Below are 23,223 nucleotides of genomic sequence, written 5' to 3' on the forward strand. Positions count from 1 at the left end.
AGGTGCACGGACCATAGCGCACGGCGAGAGTCCTGCGCCACGGTCCCGCCGGGACGACGCTCGCGCGAGGCGCCACTCTGCCGGCGGCCCACCGCGCGAGCGACGTCCTGCGTCAGTACGCGGTGCCCATGAGCTCGCGGACCTCGGCCAGGGTGCGCTCGGCGGTCGCGTTCGCGCGGGCGTTGCCCTCGCGCAGCACGTCGAGCGGGTCGGGCCCGTCCCCCGCGGCGAGGGCACGACGGCGGGCGCGCAGGGGACGCAGGTGCTCGACGAGCGCCTCGGTCACCACCTGCTTGAGGCGGCCCGCCCCGGCGGCACCGACCTCGTCGGCGAGCGCCTCGGGCGTCGTCCCGGCGGCGAACGCACCCAGGGTGAGGAGGTTCGCGACCTCGGGTCGGCGCTCGGGCTCGTACGTGACGTGCCGCTCGGAGTCAGTGCGATGGCGGCGGACGAAGCGCGCGGTGGCGTCCTCGTCGTCGCGCAGCTCGAGCGCGTTGCCCGCGGACTTGCTCATCTTGCGCCCGTCGGTGCCGAGCACGGTGGGCGCGGGGGCGAGCAGGACGTCGGGCTCGGGGAAGTAGGGCTGCGCGGCGGCGTAGCGCTGGTTGAAGCGTCGTGCGACGGTGCGCGTGAGCTCGACGTGCGGGAGCTGGTCCTGCCCGCCGGGCACGAGGTTGCCGTGGCAGAACAGGATGTCGGCCGCCTGGTGCACCGGGTAGGTGAAGAGCAGGCCGCTCATGGGGCGGCCCTGCCGTGCGGCGGCCGCGACGGCCTCGGCCTTGACGGTCGGGTTCCGCTCGATCTCGGCGGTCGTGACGAGGCTGAGGAACGGCAGCAGGAGCTGGTTGAGCGCCGGGACCGCGGAGTGCGCGAAGACCGTCGTGCGGGCGGGGTCGATCCCGGCCGCGAGGTAGTCGAGGACGACCTCGCGCACGGTGGCGCGCAGGTCCCCCGCGTCGTCGCGGTCGGTGATGACCTGGTAGTCGGCGACGACGAGCACGACCTCGACGCCGTCGTCCTGCAGCCGGACGCGGTTCGCGAGGGTGCCGAGGTAGTGCCCGAGGTGCAGCGCGCCCGTCGGGCGGTCGCCGGTGAGGACGCGGAAGCCGGACGGGTCGGTCGCGAGCCGGGCCTCGATCTGCGCGGACCGCTCGCGGGCCGCCGCGACGGACGCGGTCGACGCCGACAGCCCGGACGGCGTCGCGGACGAGAGGGCCGACGGCGCGGGGTCGAGGGTCGTGGTCATGGTGCTCTCCTTCGGTGGGGAGCCACGCACCACGCCCGGTCGAGGACCGGACCGGCCCGGACATGACGACGTCCCGGCTGCGGCGCGCAGCTCGGGACGTGGGCAGGACTGGTCACGGCTGCGGAGGCAGCCACCACCAGCTCTGCGTGATCATGCGTCCACCCTACGCCCGCCGCGCGGGGCGACGGCCCTCGGCGAGAATGGTCGGATGCCTGAGATCTCCGTCGAGAACGTCACCGGTCCCGTCGCCTACCACGCGGAGGGCCCGGTGTGGTGGCCGGGCTGGGGCGGCCTGCGGTACGTGGACATGCTCGCGGGCGACCTCCTGACGCTGCGGCCCGACGGCGGCGTCGACCGCCTCCACGTGGGCGACCACGCGGCCGTGGTGCGGCCGCGGACCGGGGGCGGGTTCGTCGTCGGGCTCGCGCGGTCGGTCGCGGTGGCGGACGGCGACGACGCCCCGGTCCGCCCGCTGGCGTCGCTCGTCGACGACCCGACGGTCCGCCTCAACGAGGGGGCGACGGCGCCCGACGGCGCGTTCTACGTGGGCGGCCAGGCCGAGGGCGAGCGGCCGAGCGCGCTGTACCGGGTGGAGTCGGACGGGTCGTCGCGCGTCGCGCTCGACGGCGTCGAGGTGTCGAACGGGCTCGGGTTCTCGCCCGACGGGTCGCGGGCCTACTACGTCGACTCCGCGACGCAGCGGATCGACGTGCTCGACGTCGTGCCCACCGCGGAGGACTCGCGCGGTCTCGTGCGGCGTCGCGCGTTCGTGGAGATCGACCCCGACGACGGCATGCCGGACGGCCTCACGGTCGACGCCGAGGGTGGCGTCTGGGTGGCACTGTGGGGCGGCGGGGCCGTCCGGCGCTACTCCCCCGACGGCACGCTCGACGCCGTCGTCCCGCTCCCGGTGTCGAAGGTGAGCGCGTGCACGTTCGGCGGCGACGACCTCGACCGGCTGTTCGTCACGACCTCGCGCCAAGGGCTGGACGACCCCGACGCGGACGAGGCCGCGTCGGGGTCGCTGTTCGTGGCGGACCCGGGGGTCCGGGGGCTCCCGGCCCTGCCGTTCGCGGGCTGAGCGTCCCCGCGGTCGTCAGCGGACGGCGTCGCGCACGCGCTGCTCGGCGCGGCCCAGGCCGTCGATCTCGAGGGTGACGACGTCGCCCGCGCGCAGGTAGGGGAAGCGCCCGGACAGGGCGACGCCCTGCGGGGTGCCGGTGTTGATGAGGTCGCCCGGCTCGAGGACCATGTACTGCGACAGGTGGTGCACGAGGTACGCGACGTCGAAGATCATGTCGGCCGTCGTCGAGTCCTGGCGGGGCTCGCCGTTGACCCAGGACCGGAGCCCGAGGTTCTGGACGTCCACCTCGTCGGCGGGGACGAGCCACGGGCCGAGCGGGTTGAACGTCTCGCAGCTCTTGCCCTTCGACCACTGACCGCCGGAGACCTTCATCTGGTAGTCGCGCTCGGAGACGTCGTGGGACAGGACGTAGCCCGCGACGTGCTCGAGCGCCTCCTCCGGGGACGACAGGTAGCGCGCCCGGCGGCCGATCACGACGCCGAGCTCGACCTCCCAGTCGACCGTCGTCGCCCCGGGCGGCACGAGCACGTCGTCGTGCGGGCCGACGACCGTGTTCGAGTGCTTCCAGAAGACGATCGGGACGTCGGGCGGCGTCGAGCCGGACTCGGCGGCGTGCTCCGCGTAGTTCATCCCGATGCAGACGACGGCCGTCGGCCGGGCGACGGGCGCACCGATGCGCAGCTCGTCCGCGCCGTCGAGCACGGGCAGCGCGCCCGCGGCGAGCGCCGCGCGGACCCGGCCGACGCCGTCGGCCGCGAGGAACGCGCCGTCGATGTCGCGGGTGAGCGGGTCGAGGGAGTACACGACCCCGTCCTCGCGGACGGCGGGACGCTCCTGGCCGAGGGGGCCGAGTCGGACGAGCTGCACGGGTGGGTCTCCTAGGTCGGGGCGGGTGGCGCGGTTCCTCAGGCGAGGGCGCGCGCGTGGTCCGGGTTGACGATCGACGGCACGGGGCGGCCCGCGAGGAAGTCGACGGCGTTGCGCGCGGTGTGCACGGGAAGGTCCTGCATGGCCTCGGGCGAGAACCACGCGGCGTGCGGGGTGAGCAGCACGTTGTCCAGCGTGCGCAGGCGCGAGTCGGCGGGCAGCGGCTCGGTCGCGTAGACGTCGAGCGCGGCCGAGCCCACGTGGCCGGACGCGAGCGCGTCGGCGAGCGCGTCCTCGTCGATGAGCGGCCCGCGGCACGTGTTGACGACCCGCACGCCCGGCTTCGCGGCGGCGAGCGTGCGGGCGTCGAGCAGGTGGCGCGTCGAGGCGGTGAGCGGCGCGTGCAGCGTGATGACGTCGGCGCGCGCGACGGCCTCGTCGATCCCCACGGCCTCGTGCCCGTCGGACGCCACGGCCTGCGGGTCGACGAACGGGTCGTGCACGAGCACGCGGTAGCCGAGCGCGCGGGCGGAGCGCGCGACCTCGGAGCCGATCCGCCCGTACCCGATGACGGCGACGACGGTGCTGGACAGGCGCGCGGCGTGCTGCGCCGTCGGGGCCCACGTGCCCGCGCGCAGCGCGCGGTCGTAGGCGACGAGGCCGCGGTCGAGCGTGAGGATCATCGCGACCGTGTGGCTCGCGACCTCCTCGATGCAGTAGGTCGGGGTGTTCGCGACGGCGACGCCGCGCTCGGTCGCGGCCGCGACGTCGACCATGTCGTAGCCGATGCCCATGCGCGAGACCATGCGCACCCCGCCCGGCCCGGCGACGGCGTCGAGCACGCGGGCCGTGATCGGGGCCCACTGCACGACGAGCGCGGAGGGCGCGGACCCGCTCGCGGCGGCCTCCTCGACGGCGGCGATCACCTCGTCCTCGGTGCGCGCGGCGGCGCGCACGGCCCGCAGCCCGGCGGCGGTCAGGGTGTCCTCGCACGCGGTCCCGGGCAGGTCGCAGTCGGTGATGACGACGGTGTCGGCTGTCATGCGAGGAATGCTATAGCAAATAGCACCCTCAACCAACCCTCGGGCCGATCGGATGCTATAGCGTGGGCTCATGACCCTTGCCCCGGACGGCGCCCGCCGCCGCCTCGCCCTCGTCACCGGCGCCAGCTCCGGCATCGGTGCCGCCACCGCACTCCAGCTCGCGCGCGACGGGCACGACGTCTGGCTCACGTACACCGGCGGCGAGGCCGGCGCGCGCGCCACCGCCGCCCGCTGCGAGGAGGAGGGCGCCGCGACGCGCGTCTCGCGCCTCGACCTGCGCGACACCGCGTCCGTCGAGGCGCTCGTCGCCGAGGTCACCGACGCCTGGGGACGCCTCGACGTGCTCGTCAACAACGGCGGCGTGTGCCCCTACCGCACGCTCGACGACATCGAGCTCGACGAGTGGGACCTCGTCATGGAGACGAACGCGCGCGGCACGTTCGTGCTGTCGCGCGCCGCGCTCCCGCTGCTGCGCGCGGACCGGCCCGAGCCGGTGGGCGCGACCGTCACGCCCGACGAGCGTGCCGCGCGCGACCGCACGATCGTCAACCTCTCGTCCATCGCGGGCGAGCAGGGCGCGCTCAAGACCGGCGTGCACTACGCCGCGAGCAAGGCCGCGATCCTCGCGATCACGCGTTCGTTCGCGCGCATCCTCGCGAGCGAGGGCATCCGCGTGAACGCCGTGACGCCCGGCCCGGTGACGAGCGCCATCACCGACCAGCTCGCCCCCGACGCGCGCGCCGGGCTCACCGCGTCCATCCCCCTCGGGGACTTCGGCACGCCCGACGACGTCGCCTGGGTCGTCGCGTCCCTCGCCTCCCCGCGCGCCGGGTTCGTCACGGGCGCGACGTACGACGTCAACGGCGGCGTCCGGATCGACTGACCGCCGGTCCGCCGGTCCGCCGGTCCGCCGGTCCGCCGCGACACTCGCCCACCACTGCCCGAGGAGGCACCCATGAGCACGTCCCCGTCCGCCGTCGTCACCGCCCAGGTCGACGCCTTCAACGTCCGCGACCTCGACGGCTTCTGCGCGACGTACGCGCCCGACGCCGTCGTGAGCGGCGTGACCCCCGAGCCGATCGTCGGCCGCGACGCCCTGCGCGCGTTCTACGCGAGCCGGTTCGAGGACACCGCGCTGCACTGCGTCGTCGACGCGTCCGTGACGTTCGGCGACCGCTGGCTCGTCGCGCGCGAGCTCGTCACGACGTCGAACGGCACCGGCGAGACCATCGCGACGTTCGAGGTCCGCGACGGCCTCATCACCCGCGCGAGCATGGTCAAGGGCTGACGCCCCGGCCTAGGCGCCGACGGTGAACTGCCCCTGGAACGGTGAGGGGTGCCACTCGTGCGTGGTGAAGGTGACCCGCGGCGCGTCCCACGAGTCGACGACTCCGTCGTACATGCGCACGGTGCCCTCGGCCCACGGCCACGACCGCGTCGTGCCGGTGACGCGCGAGAGGTCGACCGTGATGCGCGCGGAGGTCCCCTCCGCGCCCTGGTAGCCGTCGACCTCGACGGTGAACACCATCCCGCCGTCACGGACGTACCCGTCCACGCCGGGGTCTCCCCACTCATACGCGACGTCGACCGCCGAGACCTCACAGCTGCCGACCACCTCGCCCGACGCGTCGCTGACGATCTCGCAGCCGTTCCCGGTCGACCAGTCGCGTGCGGTGGCCGTCGCGGAGAACGTGGCGCCGTCCGTCCAGGCGGCCGTCGTGGCGGGAGCGGTCACCTGCACGAGGAGCAGGCACACCAGGAGGGCGGCGGCGGCGCCCGCGAGCCGTCGGAGGGTCCGGGTCACGGCTCGCTCCGCGAGGGCTGGGGGCTGAGGCGCCGGTCGCGTGCGGGTTCGTGTTCGGTGCGCGCGGCGGGCATCCGGCTGAGCGCGAGGAGCGCGGCCAGGGCGACGAGCAGCGGCACGGCCGTGCTCGGGCGGGTCAGGCGGGTGATGAAGTCCCCGCCGCCGGGAACCTGCCACCGCGGGCTGAGGACGGTGTCGTCGGTGATGACGTACGCGCCGCCGTCCTCGGTGTCGTTCGCGTCGCCCTGCATCCGGACGCGCCAGGTGCCGTCCTCCTGCTGGGCGATGTCGATCACGCGATGGGTGACCAGCACCCCGGTGACCGGGTTCGGCAGGGACACGACGTCGCCGACCTCGACCTGCTCCACAGGCACGGGGGTGTCCAGGAGCAGGTCGCCGGTCATGATCGCCGGTTCCATCGAGCCTGACACCACGACGAGAGGTTGGACCAGGCCTGCCTGGCCGGCCGCCCACAGGGCGCCGCAGAGCACGCCGATCACGGCCAGCGTCCACACCAGGACGTCAGCGAGGGCTTTCAGCGCGCGCAAGGATCATCACCTCCAACAGCACGTAGGACCGAGCGCGACGGCTGGGCAGATCCCGAGCCTCCCCAGCCGTCGCGCCGAGCGCAGGCAGCCGACGCCTACGCCTGGCTGACGCCGGTGAACGACACCGTCAGGGCACCCGTCGCACCCTGGTACGAGGGGTCCCAGTCCTCCGGGGTCGTGATCGTCAGGGTCGCGGTCGTGGTCTCCGCCGGGGACAACAGCACGTCGGCCGGGACGCTCACCGTCGCGCTGGCCGGATCGGACCCCTCGAACAGAGACCCGGTGGCGCTGACCTCGGCCTGCCCGCCGAGGCTGAGGTCGACCGACCCGGAGTTCTTGAGATGCAGCGTCACCTGCCGCGTCTCCCCCTGGTTCATGCGAGCGAACGCCGCCTCGTCGATCGCGACGGCCACCCCGTCGCCGACGGTGTCGGCGTCGACCCACGACGTGCCGTCGCTGCTCGCCTGCAGCTCGACCTGGGCGGCCCCGGCGCTGCCGGTGAACCACGCCTGGTCGGTCCACGAGGCGCTCGTCGCCGCGGTCCCGATACCGAGGACTGCGACTGCGGCGAGCCCGAAGCGCAGGGAGGTCTTGCGATCGCGGCGCTCGGTCTCGACGGCGGTCTCGATGTTGGACACAGTGTGCTCCTCTCCCACATGAGCGCCCTGTCGGGCGGGACGGTCGCGTGCGTCATGCGGGGAGCGTTCAGCGCTGGACGCCTCGCCGGGCACGGGCACAGGTGGACCGGGCACCGGTTGTGGCGCCCTCGCCCCGCGATGTCGTCACGCCGGGCCCTGATGGCCCTGGCTGCGGTCGTGGCGCCTTCGCCCAGCGGTATCCGCACGCCGGGACTGCGCCCTGGACAGGTGTCCAGATGTCCAGTCGACCGATCGCCATTATACGAGCGTTCGGCGGGCGTAAAAAAGCGTTCGGCGGGCCGTGGGCAGTCCGCTCGGTCGTCGCGACGACGGGACGAGAAGCGAGAAATGGCCTCTTTCGCCAGCCCGCCAGGGGCCACGACTCGCTTCTCGCGCCGAACGCTGTGGGCTCGTCGGGTCCGTGTGCCCGGTCAGGCGAGGCCGTACCGCGCGTCGAGGTCGGGGTCGTGGGGCGGGTCGCCGAACGACGCGGTCCAGGCGCCGTCGGCGGCGATCGACTGGCCGGAGACGTAGCCCGCCTCGTCGGACAGCAGGAACGCGACGAGCGCGGCGATCTCCGCGGACTCGGCGATGCGGCCGAGCGGCGGGCCCTCGGCGAGGGCACGCTCCTCGGCGGCCGGGTCGGCGGCGCGGGCGATCTGCGCGTCGAGGTGCGGGGTGCGCACCCCGCCCGGCGCGACGGTGTTGGCGCGGATGCCGTACCGCCCGTACGTCACGGCGACGGAGCGCGCGAGCGCGTCGATGCCGCCCTTGGTCAGCTCGTAGGCGGCGTGGTCGGCGAACGCCGCGCGGCCGTGGATCGAGCCGATGTTGACGATCGACCCGCCGCTCACCTGGTCGGTGAACGCCTCGACGGCGGCGGCGCAGCCCCACAGGTAGCCGAGACCGTTGATCTCGACGACGTCGCGCGCGTCCTGCTCGACCTGCGCCGCCCGCTCCGGGTCGGCGAGCGCGTGCAGCGGCGTGCGGACGGTGATGCCCGCGTTGTTCACCCATCCGGCGAGCGGCGCGAGGTCGCGCGCGGTCCGCGCGGCCTCGCGGTGGGCCTCGCGGTCGCGCGAGTCCCCCAGCACGACGGCGGCGCACACCCCCTCCTCGACCGTCCCCGAGCCCGGGGTGCGCTCCAGCCCGACGACGGTCCACCCGTCGGCGGTGAGGCGCGCGGCCACGGCGCGGCCGATGCCCTTGCCGCTGCCGGTGACGACGACGCTGCGGTGCTCGCTCGCGGGTCCGTCCGTGGTTCCGGTCACGGGGTCGCCTCCAGGTCGAAGCGGTCGGGGTCGAGCGTGAAGCCCAGGCCGGGCGCCTCGGGCGGGGTGGCGTGGCCGACGTCGAACACGGGACCGCCGCGCACGAGCAGCGGCGCGGGGTCGTAGGGGTTGCCCGCGGGCGAGCGGTCGAACGTCTCGACGCCGATGCCCGCCGCTCCGCCCAGGTGCACGCTCACCTCCGGGTAGACGTGGCTGGACACGACCTTCCCCCGCGCGGCCCACGCGCGCACGAGCGGGTCGGCGGCCGTGACGCCGCCGATCGCGACGACGTCGACGCGCGGCACGTCGAGCGCGCCCAGCGCGTCGAGCCGGGCGAAGACCTCGGGGTCGGTGACCTCGTCGCCCACGGAGAGCGGCAGCCCGGACGCGTCGCGGACGCGCGCCGCGCCGACCGCGTCCTCGGGCAGCAGGGGGTCCTCGAGCCACGCGAGCGCGGGCGCGCTCTCCCCCGCCGCACCCGTGACGCCCCACGCGTCGAGATCCGCGAGCGCCTCGTCGGCGTCGCGCCAGCCGAAGCCCACGTCGACGACGACGCCGCTGCGGGCTGCGACGGTCGGCCGGCCCGTGACGTCGGGCAGCTCGGCGCGCAGGATCGCGAGCAGGTCGCGCATGAGCGCGCGGTCGGGCGAGCGCGAGATCTTCAGCAGCGGCCACCCGGCGCGCGCGTGCGCGAGCACCTCGTCCGCGACGTCGCGCGCGGTGCGGCCGGGCGTCGGGTAGGCGGCGACGAGGATCGCGGGGCGTGGCACTGCGACGGCCGCCCCGGATGAGACGTCGCGGGGACTCCCGGCGACGGCACGTGCCGGAACGTCCCGGTCGTCGCCGCCGACACCCGGCTCCGCGGACCCCGCGAGGTGCGGGCCGTCGTCGAGCAGGGACCACACGGGACGACCGGCGAGGCGGCCCGCGAGGTCCCACAGCGCGACGTCGACCAGGCCGATCGCGCGCCGCACGAGGCCCACGCGGCCGACGATCGCGGACCCGCGCAGGGCCGCGTCCCAGGCGGCGCCGACGCTCTGACGTGCTGCGACGCCGTCGGACGCGACGACCTCCCGGCCCACCACGTGCGGGGCGACGAGCCGGTCCACGAGCTCGGCCATGGGTGCCTCGCGCGTGAGCGCGTACGACTCCCCGGCGACGGTGCGGCCGTCGTCCGTCTCGGCGACGACGCGCACGCCGACGTACTCGCGGCGCTCGACCGTCATCGCGCCGAGGCGCAGCGGCTGCGGCAGCGGGACGACCGTCGTCGCGGTGCGGACGGCGACGACGCGCGCGGCGGACCCCACGCTCACTCCGGCTTCTTGGCGAGCGGCACGCCGTAGTCGACGAGGAACCCGCCGTCGACGTACACGGTCTGCCCGACCATGTACGCGGCCTGGTCGGACACGAGCCAGCTCACCGCGTTGCCGATCTCCTCCGGCTGGGCGAGCCGGCGGGCGGGGATGCGCGCGAGGATCGTCTCCTCCGAGAGCGTGCCCTGGGCGACGCCCTGGCGGAACACGCCCGTGTCGATGTACCCGGGCGCGACGGCGTTGACCCGCACACCACGGGCGGCCCACTCGGCGCCCGCGGTCGCGGTGAGCCCGATGACGGCGGCCTTGGTCGTGGAGTACGGAGCCCGGCCGGCGGAGCCGCGGGCCGAGACGGACGAGATGTTGACGACGGCGCCCCGGCCCGCCGCGAGCATGTGGCGACCCGCGGCCTGGAGGCACGCGAAGACGCCGTGCAGGTTGACGTCCACGACGGCCGACCACTCGTCCCACGTGAGGTCCTCGAGCGCGCGGTGGCGCTGGATGCCCGCGTTGTTGACGAGCGCGTCGATCCCGCCGAACGCCGCGGCGAGGCCGTCGAACGCGGCGCGCACGGCGGCGTGGTCGGTGACGTCGAGCGGGGCCCACACGAGCCCGGGCGCGTCGGGGACGGCGCCGAGGTCGAGCGCGGGGAGGTCGTGCTGCACGACGTCCGCGCACACGACCCGGAACCCGTCGGTCGCGAGGCGCTCGGCGACGGCACGGCCGATGCCGGCCGCTCCCCCGGTGACGACGGCGAGCGGGACGCGCGGGGCGTCGAGGGCGGGGGTGGTCACTGGTCCTCCTCGGGGACGGGACGGGTCGGGGGCGCGGCGGACGTCGGTGCGGCGGGTGGCGGTGCGGCGGGTGCGGCGACGCCGGGCGGCCAGGCGGCGGCATCGGCGAGCACGTCGTCGACGACGGCGCACGCGTGCCGCTCCAGGCGTTCGAGCGAGCCCGGCGCGAGCGGCGACTGCCACGCCTGGTAGGCGCCGACGTCGTACGCCTCGCGGGTGGGCAGGTAGACGAAGCCGGGCCCGTTGGTGAGGTTCGCGACGACGACCGGCCGCGTCCCGGCATGGGCGCGCACCGTGCGCTGGAGGCGCGAGTACGCCTCGCCCGGGTGCGCGACGAGCAGCGCCTCACCGACGCGCCACACCCACGTGGGGTGCTGGACGGTCGGGCCGGTGACGTAGCCGTCGCGCAGGTTCCGCGCGCGGCGCAGGCGCTCCTCGCGCGAGCGCGGGTCGATGTCGGCCCACTCGGCCTCGAGCTCGTCCCACGTCGGGAGGTCGCGCAGGTCGAGCGTGACGGGCTCCGCCACGGCGGCGAGCGTCCGTGCGTCGGGCCGGGCATCGGTGCCGGTGCCGGGGCCGGTCCCGATGCCCGGGAGCGCGGCCGACGGCGCGGGCTCCCAGACCGCGAGCGGCGCGCCGGACTCGACGACGTGGGTCAGCTCCAGCTCCGTGCCCGGCGGCGGGAGCTCGGCGAGCGCCGCGAGCACGGCATGGCCGAGCGAGGTGCCGTGCCGGTCCGCGACGGCGGTGTCGCCCGTGTACTGCTCGCGCGGCGCGAGCTCGCCCGACGCGCCCTGCAGGAACGCGACGGGAGCGCCCGTCTCGCGTTCGACGAGGTCGCGCATCGCGCCCACGTAGTCGGGCGAGACGAGCCGGTTCTGCCAGGCGAGCGTCGTCGGGTGGCACGCGTAGTTGACGATCGTCGCGAGGGTGACGTCCTCGCCTGCGGGCGCGGCGCCGTCGGGCCGCGTCTCCCCGGCGGGCGCCGGGCGTGCGGTGAGGCGCCCGACGACGACCGTGTCGTCCGCGGGGTCGGCGCCGGGCGAGCGCGGGGTGCCGGCGTCGGGGTTGAAGCCGACGAGCGGCCGGGGCGGCCTGCTCGCCGCAGCGGCTCCCGCGGTCGTGCCCGCATCCCCGGCCGCGCAGCCGTCGAGCAGCGCCTCGCGGTTGGACGCGAGGCCGCAGCGGCCGGTCGTCCACTCGAGGGTCGCGGGCCGGAGCGACGCGACCGCCTCCACGGCGGCGTCGGCCGCGGCGCGCGCGAGGTCGTGCAGGTAGGTGACGCCGCGGTCGCCGCCCGCGAGGTCGGCGTCGCCCGAGCACAGGACCGGCCCGGCGTGCGTGTGGGAGAGGGAGACGAGCAGGCGCTCGACGGGCAGCCCGGTCGCGTCGAGGACGGTCGCGCGCAGGATCGCCTCGTCGTCGACCCGGCGCCACCACGTGCCGTCGATCGTCACGAGGACGAAGGGCTCGGAGGCCCCGGGGTCGGGGCGCTCCTCCGCGAGCGCGACGGCAGTCAGCGTCATCGCGCGGTGGGCGCCCTCGGAGACGTCCCAGTCCGCCGGGCCCCAGTTGCGCGCCCGGATGCCCGGGGCGGGCGTCACGTCGCGGACGGCGACGCCGGCCAGGCCGACGAACGCGGGGACGGGGGCCCGCGTGTGCAGGGCGACCATCGCACCTCCTCTGGGCTCGGGAGTGCCGATGCTATAGCATGTTGTCTCGTCGAGACGCCCCCGGGACGGCACCGTGGCCGCTATCCTTCAGCGGCGCCCGACCCTCGACGATCCGAGCCCGCCGCCCCCACGACACCACGGAGAAACCATGGCGCTCAAGAGCGTGCCGGACCAGAACGTCGCCGACCGCGTCACGGTCGAGCTGCGCGAGGCGATCTTCAGCGGCGACCTCGCGCCGGGCGAGCGGCTCGTCGAGCGCAAGCTCGCCGAACGCCTCGGCACGAGCCACATCCCGGTACGCGAGGCGCTCACGCGCCTGACCCAGGAAGGCCTCGTCGAACGGCTCCCCCACCGTGGCGCGCGCGTCGCCGCGCTCACGAGCCGCGACCTCGAGGAGATCTCGAGCCTGCGCACCCTGCTGGAGCAGTTCGCCGTCGTGCGGGTCCAGGACGCCTGGGACCCGGCGAAGGAGGCGAAGCTGCGCAAGACGGTCCAGCAGATGGTCCAGGCGGCAGAGAAGGGCAGCAACGCCCGCGTCTTCGAGCTCGACCGGCGCTTCCACGAGCAGCTCTGGCAGATGGCCGACCACCGCATGCTCATGACGCTCAACGCGCAGCTCCGCAGCCGCATCACCGGCTTCCTGCGCGCCGCGAACGCCGCGCTCGAACCCGAGGCCCGCGTCGCGCACGCGCGCACCCACGACCTCATCGTCGACGCCATCGCGGGCGGCGACCCGGACACGGCCCAGCGCGTCATGGCCGAGCACATCGGCGAGGCCGCCGCGCGCCTCGCGAGCCACACGGACGACGAGGCCGAGCCCGCCGCGGCGAACGGCTGAGGGCCGCGGCGTCCGCGCAGCGCCGCCTGAGGGCTGGGCGTCGATGGAGGGCGTTCGGATCGTCCGGCTGATCCGCCGTTGACCCGTGCGTGCCATAGCGTGGCACCGTGGGCCCTCTTGCGGTCCCTCTGCGGACTGGGGAGTGGGCTCTCTCGAGTTCTGCACACACCGAAGGCGGTCTGCCGGCGGCGACTTATGCCTATCCGGGCAGAGTGCTCGGACCGGGTTTGACCGCGCCACGATTGTGGCGCGTATGGCAGAGGAACGACTGGCCACCGCGAGAAACTTGCTGAACTACTGGGAGCCTCTCGGGCGAGGGTGGATACGGCGGCCCGCGCGGAGAAGCTGTCCCCGTAACGGAGTTGGCGGGGCCTGGCGCTTCGACCTTGCTGAAGGCGCTCGTTGGCTAGACGCTCAGGGGAACCAGCGGGCACGATCCCCTGCCTCACGGCGGCGCGCCATGCTACTCACGCAGACCTCAGCAGCGGCGGAGCCACCGAGGTGGCGAATCGACCTCGCAGACGATTTCACCCCATAGCGACTCGTCCGCCGGCCCGTTCGTGGGGGATCCTCGTCCTGATCCATCGCGCGAGAGAAGAGTCCCCCATGAGCACCCCTCCGGTACCCCCGCCCCCTGCCACGGCAGGCACCCCGCAGAACCGCACGGGGGCGTACATCACGAAGAACCGGATGCTCCTGATCATCATCGCCGCCATGGCGGTACTCCTCCTCGGTGCTGTCAGTGCCTGGATCGCGCAGCACCAGGTCACCGTTCAGGAAGCGGAGAAGGTGCTCGATCTTCGCGAGACGCGCGACGATCTTCAAGATGAGCTGGAGATCGCGCAGTCTCGCCTCGCAGAGGTCTCTTCGGAGAACGAAGACCGCAAGTCTCGAGAGGCGGACCTCGCGGCGGCAGAGGCGGCAGTCGCGACCCGAGAGAACGAGGTGTCGCCGCGCGAGGCCGACATCAAGGCTCGCGAGGACGCGGTGGCTGCGCGAGAGGCAGACATCGAGCAGCGCTCTACGGTTCTCAACTCGAGCGAGGACAGCAGGTGGTGGGTACCTAAGGTGGAGGAGTGCCTCGGTCGGGGCGGCAGCTATGTCAACGCTTCCGTGACGACGAGTTCGTTCCTCGGCAACGACTTCTCCTGCTATACGGGGTAGCAAGAGCCCGAACCGGCGTGCCGGTCGGCGGCACGGCTACCGGGCTCAGTCGCGGCGGGTCATGGTTTCGGCCCACATCGGGATGCGGCCGCCGTCCTGCTCGATCGAGCGAGGCGTGCGCATGGGTCCACGCCAGAGCTTGCGGGGGGAGCAATTCGGACTTGATCGCATCACCAATGCTCTCTGTGCGTCCTTTCCCGCGAGGTGATGCCCAGAGGTGATGGTGGGATTGCAGGATCTGCCGCCAGCCCTTGAATGCCAATACGTCCAGCCTCGAGCACCAGCAGATCGTCGCGCTGCACGTCCTGCACGAGGTGGGGTCTCCCCGGTTCGCGACGTACGCGGCGCTCGCGGCGGACGACCCGCGCCCGTCCGTCCGGCAGGCGGCCCGTCGGCTCGCCTGAGCTCAGGCGGGCAGGAGCCCGGATGGCGGCACCGCCGCCATCCGGGGCGTTCGTGCGCGCCCAGCCCGGCCCGCACGGTCCGTCGCGTCGCACGCCGACGGTCGTCCCGCGACCCTACTTTTGCTATAGCATCCCGTCAACACCGGCCCGGACCCTGGACTGCCATGCACCTGCGCACCGCCACGCCCGACGACGTCCCCGCGCTCTTGGCGCTGTGGGACCGCGCGTTCGACGCGCCGCTCATGGTGTCGGTCTACGAGACGGACGACGGCCGGCTCGACCGCACGCACGTCGCCGTCGACCCGGACGACGGCCGCGTCGTGGGCTCGGTGTACTGGACCCCGCGCGAGCTCGGCGGGCCCGACGGCGGCACCCTCCGGGCGGGCGGCGTCGCGAACGTCGCGACCGCCCCCGAGGCGCGGGGCCGGGGCCTCGTCCGCGCGCTGCTCGCGCGGGCCGTCGAGCAGATGGAGCAGGACGGCGCGGACGTCGCGTTGCTGTTCACCGGCACCCCGGACGTCTACCGGTCGAGCGGCTTCGAGACGTTCGACGTGCCGCTCCAGCGCGGTGCACCGCGTCCGGCCGACGAGCCGGACACCGGACGGGAAGACCTCGACGACGACGGGCTCCCGACGGGTGCCGCGCCGTCGGACCTCGTGGGCGACGCCCCCGTGCGGACCCGCACCGAACGCCTGCCCGGCGTCCCGTGGCCCGCGTGGTCGGTCGCGCTGCGGTGGGAGCAGCTCGCCGCGCTGCACGACGCGTTCGACACCGTGGCGGACGGGCCGCGCCCCCTCGCCGTCCGACGCACCGCCGAGCACTGGGAGCGGCGCATCCCGCTCTGGTACTCAGGCGCCGAGGTGTTCACCGCACGGGCAGCCGACGGGGAGGTCGTGGGCTACCTCGTCCTCGAGCCCGAGCCAGGCGTGCTGAAGGTCCGCGAGCTCGGCGTCGACCCGGCCTCGGACCGCGCGCACGACGTCGTCGACGCCCTCGCGCGCACCATGCTCCACCGCGCGCACCTGCACGGCTCCCCCGCCGTCGAGGTGCGCCTCCCCGCGCACGCCCTGACCGACCGCTTCGCCGCCGCGGTGCTCGACGCGCCCGTCGCCGCGACCGACACGACCGGCATGCTCCGGCCCGTCCACGCAGCGGCCGACGTCGTCGCGCACCTCCGCGACGCCGCCGCGGCCGGGGTGGCCTTCCACTGGCCCGGCGACTACCTCTGACCCGCTGACCCACCCCTCGACGTAGAGCCCCGGCCCGCCGAGGTAGAGCCGCAGGTCAACGAGGTAGAGCCGCGGTTCGCCGAGGTAGAGCCATGGTGGGCCGAAACGGAGAACCCCGCTCTGGCGCCCGACGGCGCGTGCTGGGGACGGGGGGATCGGTCCAGGTCGTCGCTGTGCACGCATGCGACATTTCCGTGTCGCAGCATGGCACCGCTACGTCGATCAGGCGGTCCGGGCGCGTCCAGGTCGCCTCACGCACCCGTTTCGCCTGCTCGACCCGCCGGGACGGCCTGGTCGACGAGGCGCCGGGCCGCCACAGGGAGCCCCCAGGCCCGGCGGTCGCAGAGTGGCGGGCGGACATGGAGGTGAAGAGGCGATCGAGCCGGGCCTCCCGGACCACGACCGCCAGACCGACCGACGGCGCGCCGACCCAAGCCCGCGCGCGCCGCGGGTCACACCACGGCTCTACCTCGCGTGACCAGACCTCTACCTCGCGCAACCACGGTTCGACCTCGCGCGACCGGAGTTCTACCTCGCGCAACCACGGCTCTACCTCGCGCGACCACGGCTCTACCTCGGCGCGGCCTGCGTGCCGAGCTCCGCCTCTGTTCAATTGCTATGGCAATCGTTCTTGCTCGGCAACCGCTCTGACCTGCGCCGACGCCCTTCGATCTGCCCTTGACGATGCCATAGCATCCCGCTACTCTCCGAGAGTCCGGTTCACCGTCGCAACGACGCGCACGAACCCGCTGACCCCCGACCCAGCACCGGAACCGCACGACCCCCGCAGCACCGCTCCCCCGGAACACCCCGCAGCCCCGGGCCGCCGGAGCCACCGCGTCGCCCGCCCGCACGGCGTCCTCCCGACGTCACGAAGGGTGCCCCCGTTGTCCACTCCCCGATCCCAGACCCGCCCCGCGTCCGACGACCTCGGCGCGACCGACCCCACGACCGCCGAGGCGGCGTCGTCGCCCTCGCGCCGCCACCTGCTGCGCGTCGCCGGCATGGCCTCGCTCGCCGCGGGCGCCGTCGCGCTCGGCGCCGGCAGCGCGCACGCGGCGCCCCTCGCCGGCACGCTCCCCGCGAGCAAGAACGACAAGCCCGACGACGAGGTCCTCGTCGCCGCCACCGTCGCGCAGCTCACCGGCTGGAAGGCCAAGAAGCTCGACGACGGCGCCGTCGCCCAGCTCCTCGGCCACGCGACCCCGGGCGACGGCGCCGCCCGGCTCCTGCGCTACGACGCGCGGTCCACCGCGGCCCCGAACGGCGGCACCGTCCTCGCCCCCAGCGACGCCGGTGCCACCGGCCGCTGGCACACCGTCCACACCGGCACCGCGGACTTCCGCTGGTACGGACTCTTCGGCCCCGAGAACCCCGCCGACGACGCCCTCGACGCCCTCGTGAACGACCCCAGCATCACCCGCATCGAGGCCCGCACCGACCTCAACTTCACCCGACGCCACACCTACACCCGCTCGAACCTCGAGCTCGACTTCGGCGGGCGCACGGTCACGACGGAGGGCATCGAGCGCAACGCCCACGACAACCCGTTCGGCGCGGTCCTGTTCTTCCAGGGTCGCGTGACCGACGAGACGCAGCAGCGCACGCTCGCCACGACGCTCCCCGACCTCACGGACGTCTTCGAGGTCGCGGACGCGGGCGCGTTCGCCGTCGGGCAGTGGTGGGCGCTGCGCTCGGACGAGCGCCCGGGCGGCGGCGGGGACGAGCGCGAGCTCCAGCGCCTGGTCCAGGTCACGCAGGTGGTCGACGCGACGCACGTCCGCGTCGACTACAAGAACGGCTGGGAGCTGCCCGCCGGGCGCGTGCTCACCTGGACGCGCGTCGAGCCCGTCGAGCAGGTGCACGTGCGCGCGATGACGTTCCACGGGTCCGGGCCCTTCGACGGCCCGGCGAACGGCGAGCTGCCCGACGACCGCGAGATGACCGGCTCGCACCCCGTCGCGTTCGAGTACGCGGTGCGCTGCGACGTCTCGGACGTGCACGGCCACCGCACGTGGTGGCCGGTGATCATGCGGCGCTGGAACACCCACTTCGTCACCGAGCGGTGCTCGGTCGCCAACCCGCCGACGGTGTTCTACGGCGGCGCCGGCTACCTCACGCAGCAGATCTACTGCCTGTACGGGCGGGTCTCCGACTGCACGAGCCACAACGCGCGGCACCTCAACGACCTCACGGCGTCGGCGTACTGCCTCGTGGAGAACTGCCACGGCGACGGGGACGACCAGGGCGGCAACCCCTTCACGACCCACGGCCAGTACGAGCACGACCTCGTGTTCGTCGGCAACAGCGGGCTCATGGACATCGCCAACTCGGGCGGTCAGTGGGGCACGGCGGCCAAGCGCATCACGGTCAAGCACCACACGTGCTCGTGGTTCGTCGCGGGCACCAAGATCACGGACCTCACGCTCGAGGACGTGCACCTGGTCGCGCGGTCGACGTTCGACCCGCAGGCGACGCTCACGATCAACGCCGACGGCGCGCAGGTGCGCGGCTGCACGGCCGGCTTCTTCGCCGTCGGGCAGCGGTCGTCGCTGTCGCGGCGCCTGACGGTCGTCGAGGACTGCGCGTTCGCGCTTCCTGCGGGGTCCGTGCTGCACCAGACGCCGGTGACGAACCCCGTGCACTTCGTGCGCACCCGCATCACCGGCGTGGACGGCACGATCCTGCGCGGCGCCGGCCCCGTGACGTTCACCGACTGCGAGCTCGTCGGCGGCACGGACGACGCCCCGGCCGCGCCCGTCGACCTCGGCTCGGCGGACGTCACCGTCACGGGCGGGTCGTGGCAGGGCGTGGGCGTGCGGCTCAGCGGCGCACGCGACCAGCGGCTCGTGCTCGACGGCGTCCGGGCGGCCGGCACGACGACGGCCGGGGCCCTCGTCTCGCGCGGCACCGGCGCGGGGGCCGTGGACGTCACGCTCCGCGGCGCCGACCTGCGGGCCGCCGACGGCACGGCGCACGTCGCGCTGCGCTCCGGCGACCGCTACGCCGCGACCGGGTCGCGGTTCACGGGCGGTCGCCTCGACCTGCCCGACGGCGTGCGCGTCCTCCATGCCCGCAACGTCGAGACCGGCGTCGACCGCGCGGGCCTGCCGACCGCGGGCGACGGCGTGCTCGTCGACGCGAACCTCACCCTGTGACCCGCCCGGGCGACGCCCGGGCACCCTGTTCCCGCCTCCCCACCGACACCCGCGCCGTCGCGCCGGGCCGACGAAAGGACACCCCCATGACCCTCGAGACCACGACCGAGCCGACGACGGCCGCGCCGGGCGAGGCCGCCCAGCCGCCCTCGCGGCGCAACCTGCTGCGCGTCGCCGGCATCGCCTCCCTCGCCGCGGGCGCCGTCGCCCTCGGCAGCGGCAGCGCCCACGCGGCGCCCCTCGTCGGCGCGCCGCTCGCGGCGAAGAAGGACGACAAGCCCGACGCCGAGGTCCTCGTCGCCGCTACCGTCGCCGAGCTCACGGGCTGGAAGGCCAAGAAGCTCGACGACGGCGCCGTCGCCCAGCTCCTCGGCCACGCGACCCCGGGCGACGGCGCCGCCCGGCTCCTGCGCTACGACGCGAGGTCCACCGCCGCCGCCAACGGCGGCACCGTCCTCGCCCCGACCGACGCAGGAGCCAAGGGCCGCTGGCACACCCTGCACACCGGCACCGGAGACTTCCGCTGGTTCGGCCTCTTCGGCCCCGAGAACCCCGCCGACGACGCGCTCGACGCCCTCGTGAACGACCCGAGCGTCACCCGCATCGAGGCGCACACGGACCTCAACTTCACGCGGCGCCACACGTTCACGCGCTCGAACCTCGAGCTCGACTTCGGCAACCACCTCATGACGACCGAGGGCATCGAGGACGCCGGGCAGGACGACCCCTTCGCGGCCGTGCTGTTCTTCCGCGGGAAGGTCACGGAGGACGTCCGGAAGAACACCCTCACGGCGACGATGCCGGAGCTGCGCGACGACTACGAGGTCGCGGACTCCTCGCAGTTCGAGGTGGGCCAGTGGTACGCGGTCGAGGTCAACGCGCTCGCCGGCCGGTGGGAGCGCGAGCTCCAGCGCCTCGTCCAGATCACGCAGATCGTCGACGCCACCCACGTGCGCGTCAACTACAAGGCGGGCTGGTCGCTCGCGAAGGGCCGCACGCTCACGTGGACGCGGGTGGAGCCCGTCGAGCAGGTGCACGTGCGCAACCTCGCCTTCCGCGGCCGGCCCGACGGCGACCAGTACACGGGCTCGCACCCGATCGCCTACGAGTACGCGGTGCGCTGCGACGTGGAGAACGTGCACGGCGTCGCGACGTTCTGGCCGCTCGTCATGCGCCGGTGGAGCACGTTCTTCCGCACGGCGGGCTGCTCGCTGACCAACCCGGCGTCGGTCACGTGGGGCGGCGCGGGCTACCTGACGCAGCAGATCTACTGCAACTACGGGCACGTGGTGGACTGCCACACGACCAACGCGCGGCACCTCAACGACTGGACCGCGTCGTCGTACGGGCTCGTGGAGAACTGCCACGGCGACGGCGACGACCAGGGCCCGTTCGTCACGCACGGCCAGTACGAGCACGACCTCACGTACGTGGGGAACTCGGGGCTCATGACGTTCGCCAACTCGGGCGCGGCCTGGGGTGGCGCGGCCAAGCGCATCACGGTGACGCGGCACGTGTGCTCGTGGTTCGTCGCACGCGTCAAGGTCACCGACCTCACGCTCGAGGACGTGCAGGTCATCCGCAAGGACGGCCTCGCGGGCTCGGGGATGCTGTGGGTCAACGCCGACGGCGTGCAGCTCCGCGGCTGCCAGGCCGACGACACCCTGATCATCTCCCAGGCCTCGGCGCTGTCGAAGCGGCCCAACGTCATCGAGGGGTCGCGCTTCGCGGTCCTGCCGGACACCGCGATCACCCAGGCGAACGTCACGAACCCGGTGCACCTCGTGCGCACGACCCTGAACGGGCTGAAGAACGCGTCGTTCGCCGGGAAGGGCGCCGTCGTGCTGGACACGTGCACGCTCGAGGCGGCCGAGGGCGAGGGCACGGTGACGGTGAGCGGCGACCTCACGGTGCGCGGCGGCGTCGTGCGCAGCGTCGCCCTCGTCGCGGCGGGCGCGGCCGAGCAGACCGTCCGGCTCGACGGCGGCGCCCGCCTCGAGGGCAAGCCGGCGGGCGGGAGCTTCCTGCGCAGGGCCAAGGCGGACAAGCCGGTCACCTGGGCGCTGGACGGCGTCCGGAGCACCGCGCCGTCGGGCGACACTGGGCACGTGAACCTCGACGCCGGCATCAACAAGTGGTCCGCCACGGGCTCGACCTTCGCGGGCGGCACCCTGGCGCTCGCACCGTCCGCCCTGGGGGGCGACTCGTTCGTCCTCCACAGCGGCAACGTCGAGCAGGACGTCACCCGCACGGCGTTCCCCGACGACGGCGACCGCGTCGTCACGACGGGCAACCTCGTCGTCTGACGCGCCCGCACCCACGCCGCTCTCCCCGCCGGGCGCACCCCGGCGCGGGAGCAGCGCGCGAGGTGGGACGACGAAGGGGCCGGGGGTGGTGAGTGCGGGTCGTGGCGGGCCTGGCGGGAGCGCCGCGAGGAACGAGCAGCGCGGATGGTAGACCCGCACTCACCACCCCCGGCCCCGGCCCACGACGACCACCGCGCCGGCACCCCGAGCCGCGGCACGAAAGGTCACAACTCCGCATCGCGTCGTGCGCGAGTTAACACGAGCGCCGATCTGGCGTAACATCGGCATGGCAGGCTTGCTATAGCAAATAGCAAACGAGGCCTGCCAGGGCCGGGAGACCCCCGCCCCGCAGGACCATCGCAACGGAGCAAGGACCGCACACGTGACCCCCACCCCCCAGCCTGTCACCGTCGCCCTCGTCGGCGCCGGGAACCGCGGACAGACGTACGCGCGCTGGATCGCCGAGCACCCGGAGCGCGCCCGTCTGGTCGCCGTCGCCGACCCTCGGGCGCACCAGCGCGGGCTCGTCGTCGACCAGGCCGTCGCGGCCCAGACCGCCGCGGCCCAGACCGGCGGCCCCGCCGACCCGGCTGTCACGCCGGCCGCCACCACCGCCGCCGCGCTCGCCGCCGACACGTCCGCGCCCGCCGTCGGCCTAGGAGCGGCGCGCCCGCAGGTCGCAGAGTTCGCCGGCTGGCAGGACCTCGTCGCCGCGGGCGACGCCGACCGGGCCGCGGGGGGCACGGGCCGGGTCGCGGACATGGTGATCGTCGCGACGCAGGACCGCGAGCACCGCGACCCCGTCGTCGCGCTCGCGCCGCAGGGGTACGCGATCCTCGTCGAGAAGCCGCTCGCGCCGAGCCCGGAGGAGTGCCGGGACGTCGTCGACGCGGTCGAGGCGTCGGGCGTGCTCTTCGGCGTCTGCCACGTGATGCGCTACATGCCGTACACGGACCTCGTGAAGTCCGTCGTCGACTCGGGCGTCCTGGGCGAGATCGTCAACGTCCAGCACCTCGAGCCCGTCGGCTGGTGGCACGACGCCCACTCCTACGTGCGCGGCCCCTGGCGCTCCGAGAAGACGTCGAGCCCGATGCTCCTCGCGAAGTCGAGCCACGACCTCGACTGGATCCGCTACGTCACGGGCAAGCGGATCGCGACGGTCGCGAGCTTCGGCTCCCTGAAGCACTTCCGGCCCGAGGAGCGGCCCGTGGGCGCGGCGGACCGCTGCCTGGACTGCCCGCTCGAGCCGACGTGCCCGTACTCGGCCCCGCGCCTGTACCTGTCGACGCTGCGCGAGAAGGGCCCGATCTGGCCGGTCTCCGTCATCACGGACGCGACCGACGAGGCGGGCGTCGTCGAGGCGCTGCGCACGACCGACTACGGCCGCTGCGTCTACGCCTCGGACAACGACGTCGTCGACCACCAGGTCGTCGCCATGGAGCTCGAGGGCGGCGGCGCGGCGACGTTCACCATGACCGCGTTCTCCGAGCAGGACCACCGCAAGACCCAGATCTTCGGCACCCACGGGTGCCTCGACGGCGACGGGGAGAAGGTCCGCGTGACCGACTTCCGCGACGGCAGCGTCACCGTGCACGACGGCGGCCACCACGGCGCCACGAACGCCGCCGACGACCACGGCGGCGGCGACTCGGGGGTGATGGACGCGTTCGTGCGCGCCGTCGCGACGGGGGACCCGAGCCACGTCCGGTCGGGCGCCGTCGAGTCCCTGCAGAGCCACCTCGCCGTGTTCGCGGCCGAGGAGTCGCGCCACCGGCGCACCGTCGTCGACGTCCCGGCGCGCTGACGCGCCGGGCCCGACGACCGCACCACCACAGCACCACAC

Annotated in this window: 20 protein-coding genes; 10 read left to right on the plus strand and 10 right to left on the minus strand. The window is 74.3% G+C overall.

The window, feature by feature from the left end; translation table 11 throughout:
* Window positions 1–112 precede the first annotated feature (112 nt).
* On the minus strand, window positions 113–1,246 hold the full coding sequence (gene trpS, locus GWJ10_RS04785; RefSeq protein WP_163185652.1) for a tryptophan--tRNA ligase: 1,134 nt from the start codon (window positions 1,244–1,246) through the stop codon (window positions 113–115).
* Window positions 1,247–1,454: 208 nt separating this feature from the next.
* Between trpS and GWJ10_RS04790 the strand changes: the two genes are divergently transcribed.
* Entirely contained in the window at window positions 1,455–2,327 is an 873-nt protein-coding gene (locus GWJ10_RS04790) for an SMP-30/gluconolactonase/LRE family protein (protein WP_346773822.1), read from the plus strand.
* Between the two features lie 15 nt (window positions 2,328–2,342).
* Here the strand turns inward: GWJ10_RS04790 and GWJ10_RS04795 are convergent, their stop codons facing one another.
* Together GWJ10_RS04795 and GWJ10_RS04800 are read right to left on the minus strand one after the other, a co-directional pair.
* Window positions 2,343–3,197 carry a fumarylacetoacetate hydrolase family protein gene (locus tag GWJ10_RS04795; RefSeq protein WP_163185681.1) on the minus strand — a complete coding sequence of 285 codons (855 nt, stop codon included), beginning with the start codon at window positions 3,195–3,197 and terminating at the stop codon, window positions 2,343–2,345.
* Between the two features lie 38 nt (window positions 3,198–3,235).
* Complete coding sequence (locus GWJ10_RS04800; protein WP_163185684.1) at window positions 3,236–4,240, minus strand: C-terminal binding protein; 1,005 nt, start codon at window positions 4,238–4,240, stop codon at window positions 3,236–3,238.
* Between the two features lie 70 nt (window positions 4,241–4,310).
* On the opposite strand from GWJ10_RS04800, the gene GWJ10_RS04805 reads away from it, so the two are divergent.
* Both GWJ10_RS04805 and GWJ10_RS04810 read left to right on the plus strand, forming a co-directional pair.
* Window positions 4,311–5,123: an SDR family oxidoreductase gene (locus GWJ10_RS04805; protein ID WP_163185687.1), complete on the plus strand. Its 813-nt coding sequence runs from the start codon at window positions 4,311–4,313 to the stop codon at window positions 5,121–5,123.
* 72 nt (window positions 5,124–5,195) lie between these two features.
* Window positions 5,196–5,528, plus strand: a complete 333-nt coding sequence (locus GWJ10_RS04810) for a nuclear transport factor 2 family protein (protein WP_076403330.1) — start codon at window positions 5,196–5,198, stop codon at window positions 5,526–5,528.
* A gap of 9 nt (window positions 5,529–5,537) precedes the next feature.
* Here GWJ10_RS04810 and GWJ10_RS04815 read toward each other — a convergent pair whose 3' ends face one another.
* From GWJ10_RS04815 to GWJ10_RS04845, 7 genes are all read right to left on the minus strand, one after another.
* Window positions 5,538–6,044 (minus strand): hypothetical protein, encoded by a 507-nt coding sequence (locus tag GWJ10_RS04815; RefSeq protein WP_163185690.1) that lies wholly within the window; start codon window positions 6,042–6,044, stop codon window positions 5,538–5,540.
* Complete coding sequence (locus GWJ10_RS04820) at window positions 6,041–6,592, minus strand: signal peptidase I (protein ID WP_163185692.1); 552 nt, start codon at window positions 6,590–6,592, stop codon at window positions 6,041–6,043. Before GWJ10_RS04820 ends, GWJ10_RS04815 begins: the two co-directional genes overlap by 4 nt.
* Window positions 6,593–6,687: 95 nt before the next feature.
* A complete protein-coding gene (locus GWJ10_RS04825) occupies window positions 6,688–7,230 on the minus strand; it encodes a SipW-dependent-type signal peptide-containing protein (RefSeq protein ID WP_163185695.1) in 543 nt (180 codons plus the stop codon).
* Window positions 7,231–7,661: 431 nt separating this feature from the next.
* Window positions 7,662–8,501 carry an SDR family oxidoreductase gene (locus GWJ10_RS04830; protein ID WP_163185698.1) on the minus strand — a complete coding sequence of 280 codons (840 nt, stop codon included), beginning with the start codon at window positions 8,499–8,501 and terminating at the stop codon, window positions 7,662–7,664.
* Window positions 8,498–9,814 carry an enolase C-terminal domain-like protein gene (locus GWJ10_RS04835; protein ID WP_241005671.1) on the minus strand — a complete coding sequence of 439 codons (1,317 nt, stop codon included), beginning with the start codon at window positions 9,812–9,814 and terminating at the stop codon, window positions 8,498–8,500. Before GWJ10_RS04835 ends, GWJ10_RS04830 begins: the two co-directional genes overlap by 4 nt.
* Complete coding sequence (locus GWJ10_RS04840) at window positions 9,811–10,608, minus strand: SDR family NAD(P)-dependent oxidoreductase (RefSeq protein ID WP_061266643.1); 798 nt, start codon at window positions 10,606–10,608, stop codon at window positions 9,811–9,813. The genes GWJ10_RS04835 and GWJ10_RS04840 overlap by 4 nt, the downstream gene beginning before the upstream one ends.
* The gene (locus GWJ10_RS04845; RefSeq protein ID WP_163185701.1) at window positions 10,605–12,281 is read right to left on the minus strand and encodes a hypothetical protein; all 1,677 of its coding nucleotides are present in this window, start codon (window positions 12,279–12,281) and stop codon (window positions 10,605–10,607) included. Before GWJ10_RS04845 ends, GWJ10_RS04840 begins: the two co-directional genes overlap by 4 nt.
* Window positions 12,282–12,429: 148 nt before the next feature.
* Between GWJ10_RS04845 and GWJ10_RS04850 the strand changes: the two genes are divergently transcribed.
* The 7 genes from GWJ10_RS04850 to GWJ10_RS04880 all read left to right on the plus strand — a co-directional run bounded on the left by GWJ10_RS04850 (window position 12,430) and on the right by GWJ10_RS04880 (window position 23,184).
* Entirely contained in the window at window positions 12,430–13,119 is a 690-nt protein-coding gene (locus tag GWJ10_RS04850; protein WP_163185704.1) for a GntR family transcriptional regulator, read from the plus strand.
* 606 nt (window positions 13,120–13,725) lie between these two features.
* Window positions 13,726–14,283, plus strand: a complete 558-nt coding sequence (locus tag GWJ10_RS04855) for a hypothetical protein (protein ID WP_163185707.1) — start codon at window positions 13,726–13,728, stop codon at window positions 14,281–14,283.
* Window positions 14,284–14,534: 251 nt separating this feature from the next.
* Window positions 14,535–14,687 (plus strand): hypothetical protein, encoded by a 153-nt coding sequence (locus tag GWJ10_RS04860; RefSeq protein WP_163185710.1) that lies wholly within the window; start codon window positions 14,535–14,537, stop codon window positions 14,685–14,687.
* 164 nt (window positions 14,688–14,851) lie between these two features.
* Window positions 14,852–15,916 (plus strand): GNAT family N-acetyltransferase, encoded by a 1,065-nt coding sequence (locus GWJ10_RS04865; RefSeq protein ID WP_163185713.1) that lies wholly within the window; start codon window positions 14,852–14,854, stop codon window positions 15,914–15,916.
* A gap of 887 nt (window positions 15,917–16,803) precedes the next feature.
* Window positions 16,804–19,074, plus strand: a complete 2,271-nt coding sequence (locus GWJ10_RS04870) for a peptidase C14 (RefSeq protein WP_206158342.1) — start codon at window positions 16,804–16,806, stop codon at window positions 19,072–19,074.
* An 86-nt stretch (window positions 19,075–19,160) separates the two neighbouring features.
* On the plus strand, window positions 19,161–21,380 hold the full coding sequence (locus tag GWJ10_RS04875) for a peptidase C14 (RefSeq protein ID WP_206158343.1): 2,220 nt from the start codon (window positions 19,161–19,163) through the stop codon (window positions 21,378–21,380).
* 382 nt (window positions 21,381–21,762) lie between these two features.
* On the plus strand, window positions 21,763–23,184 hold the full coding sequence (locus GWJ10_RS04880; protein ID WP_163185715.1) for a Gfo/Idh/MocA family oxidoreductase: 1,422 nt from the start codon (window positions 21,763–21,765) through the stop codon (window positions 23,182–23,184).
* Window positions 23,185–23,223 lie beyond the last annotated feature (39 nt).

Source organism: Cellulosimicrobium sp. SL-1, assembly GCF_011033075.1.
Taxonomy (GTDB): domain Bacteria; phylum Actinomycetota; class Actinomycetes; order Actinomycetales; family Cellulomonadaceae; genus Cellulosimicrobium; species Cellulosimicrobium funkei.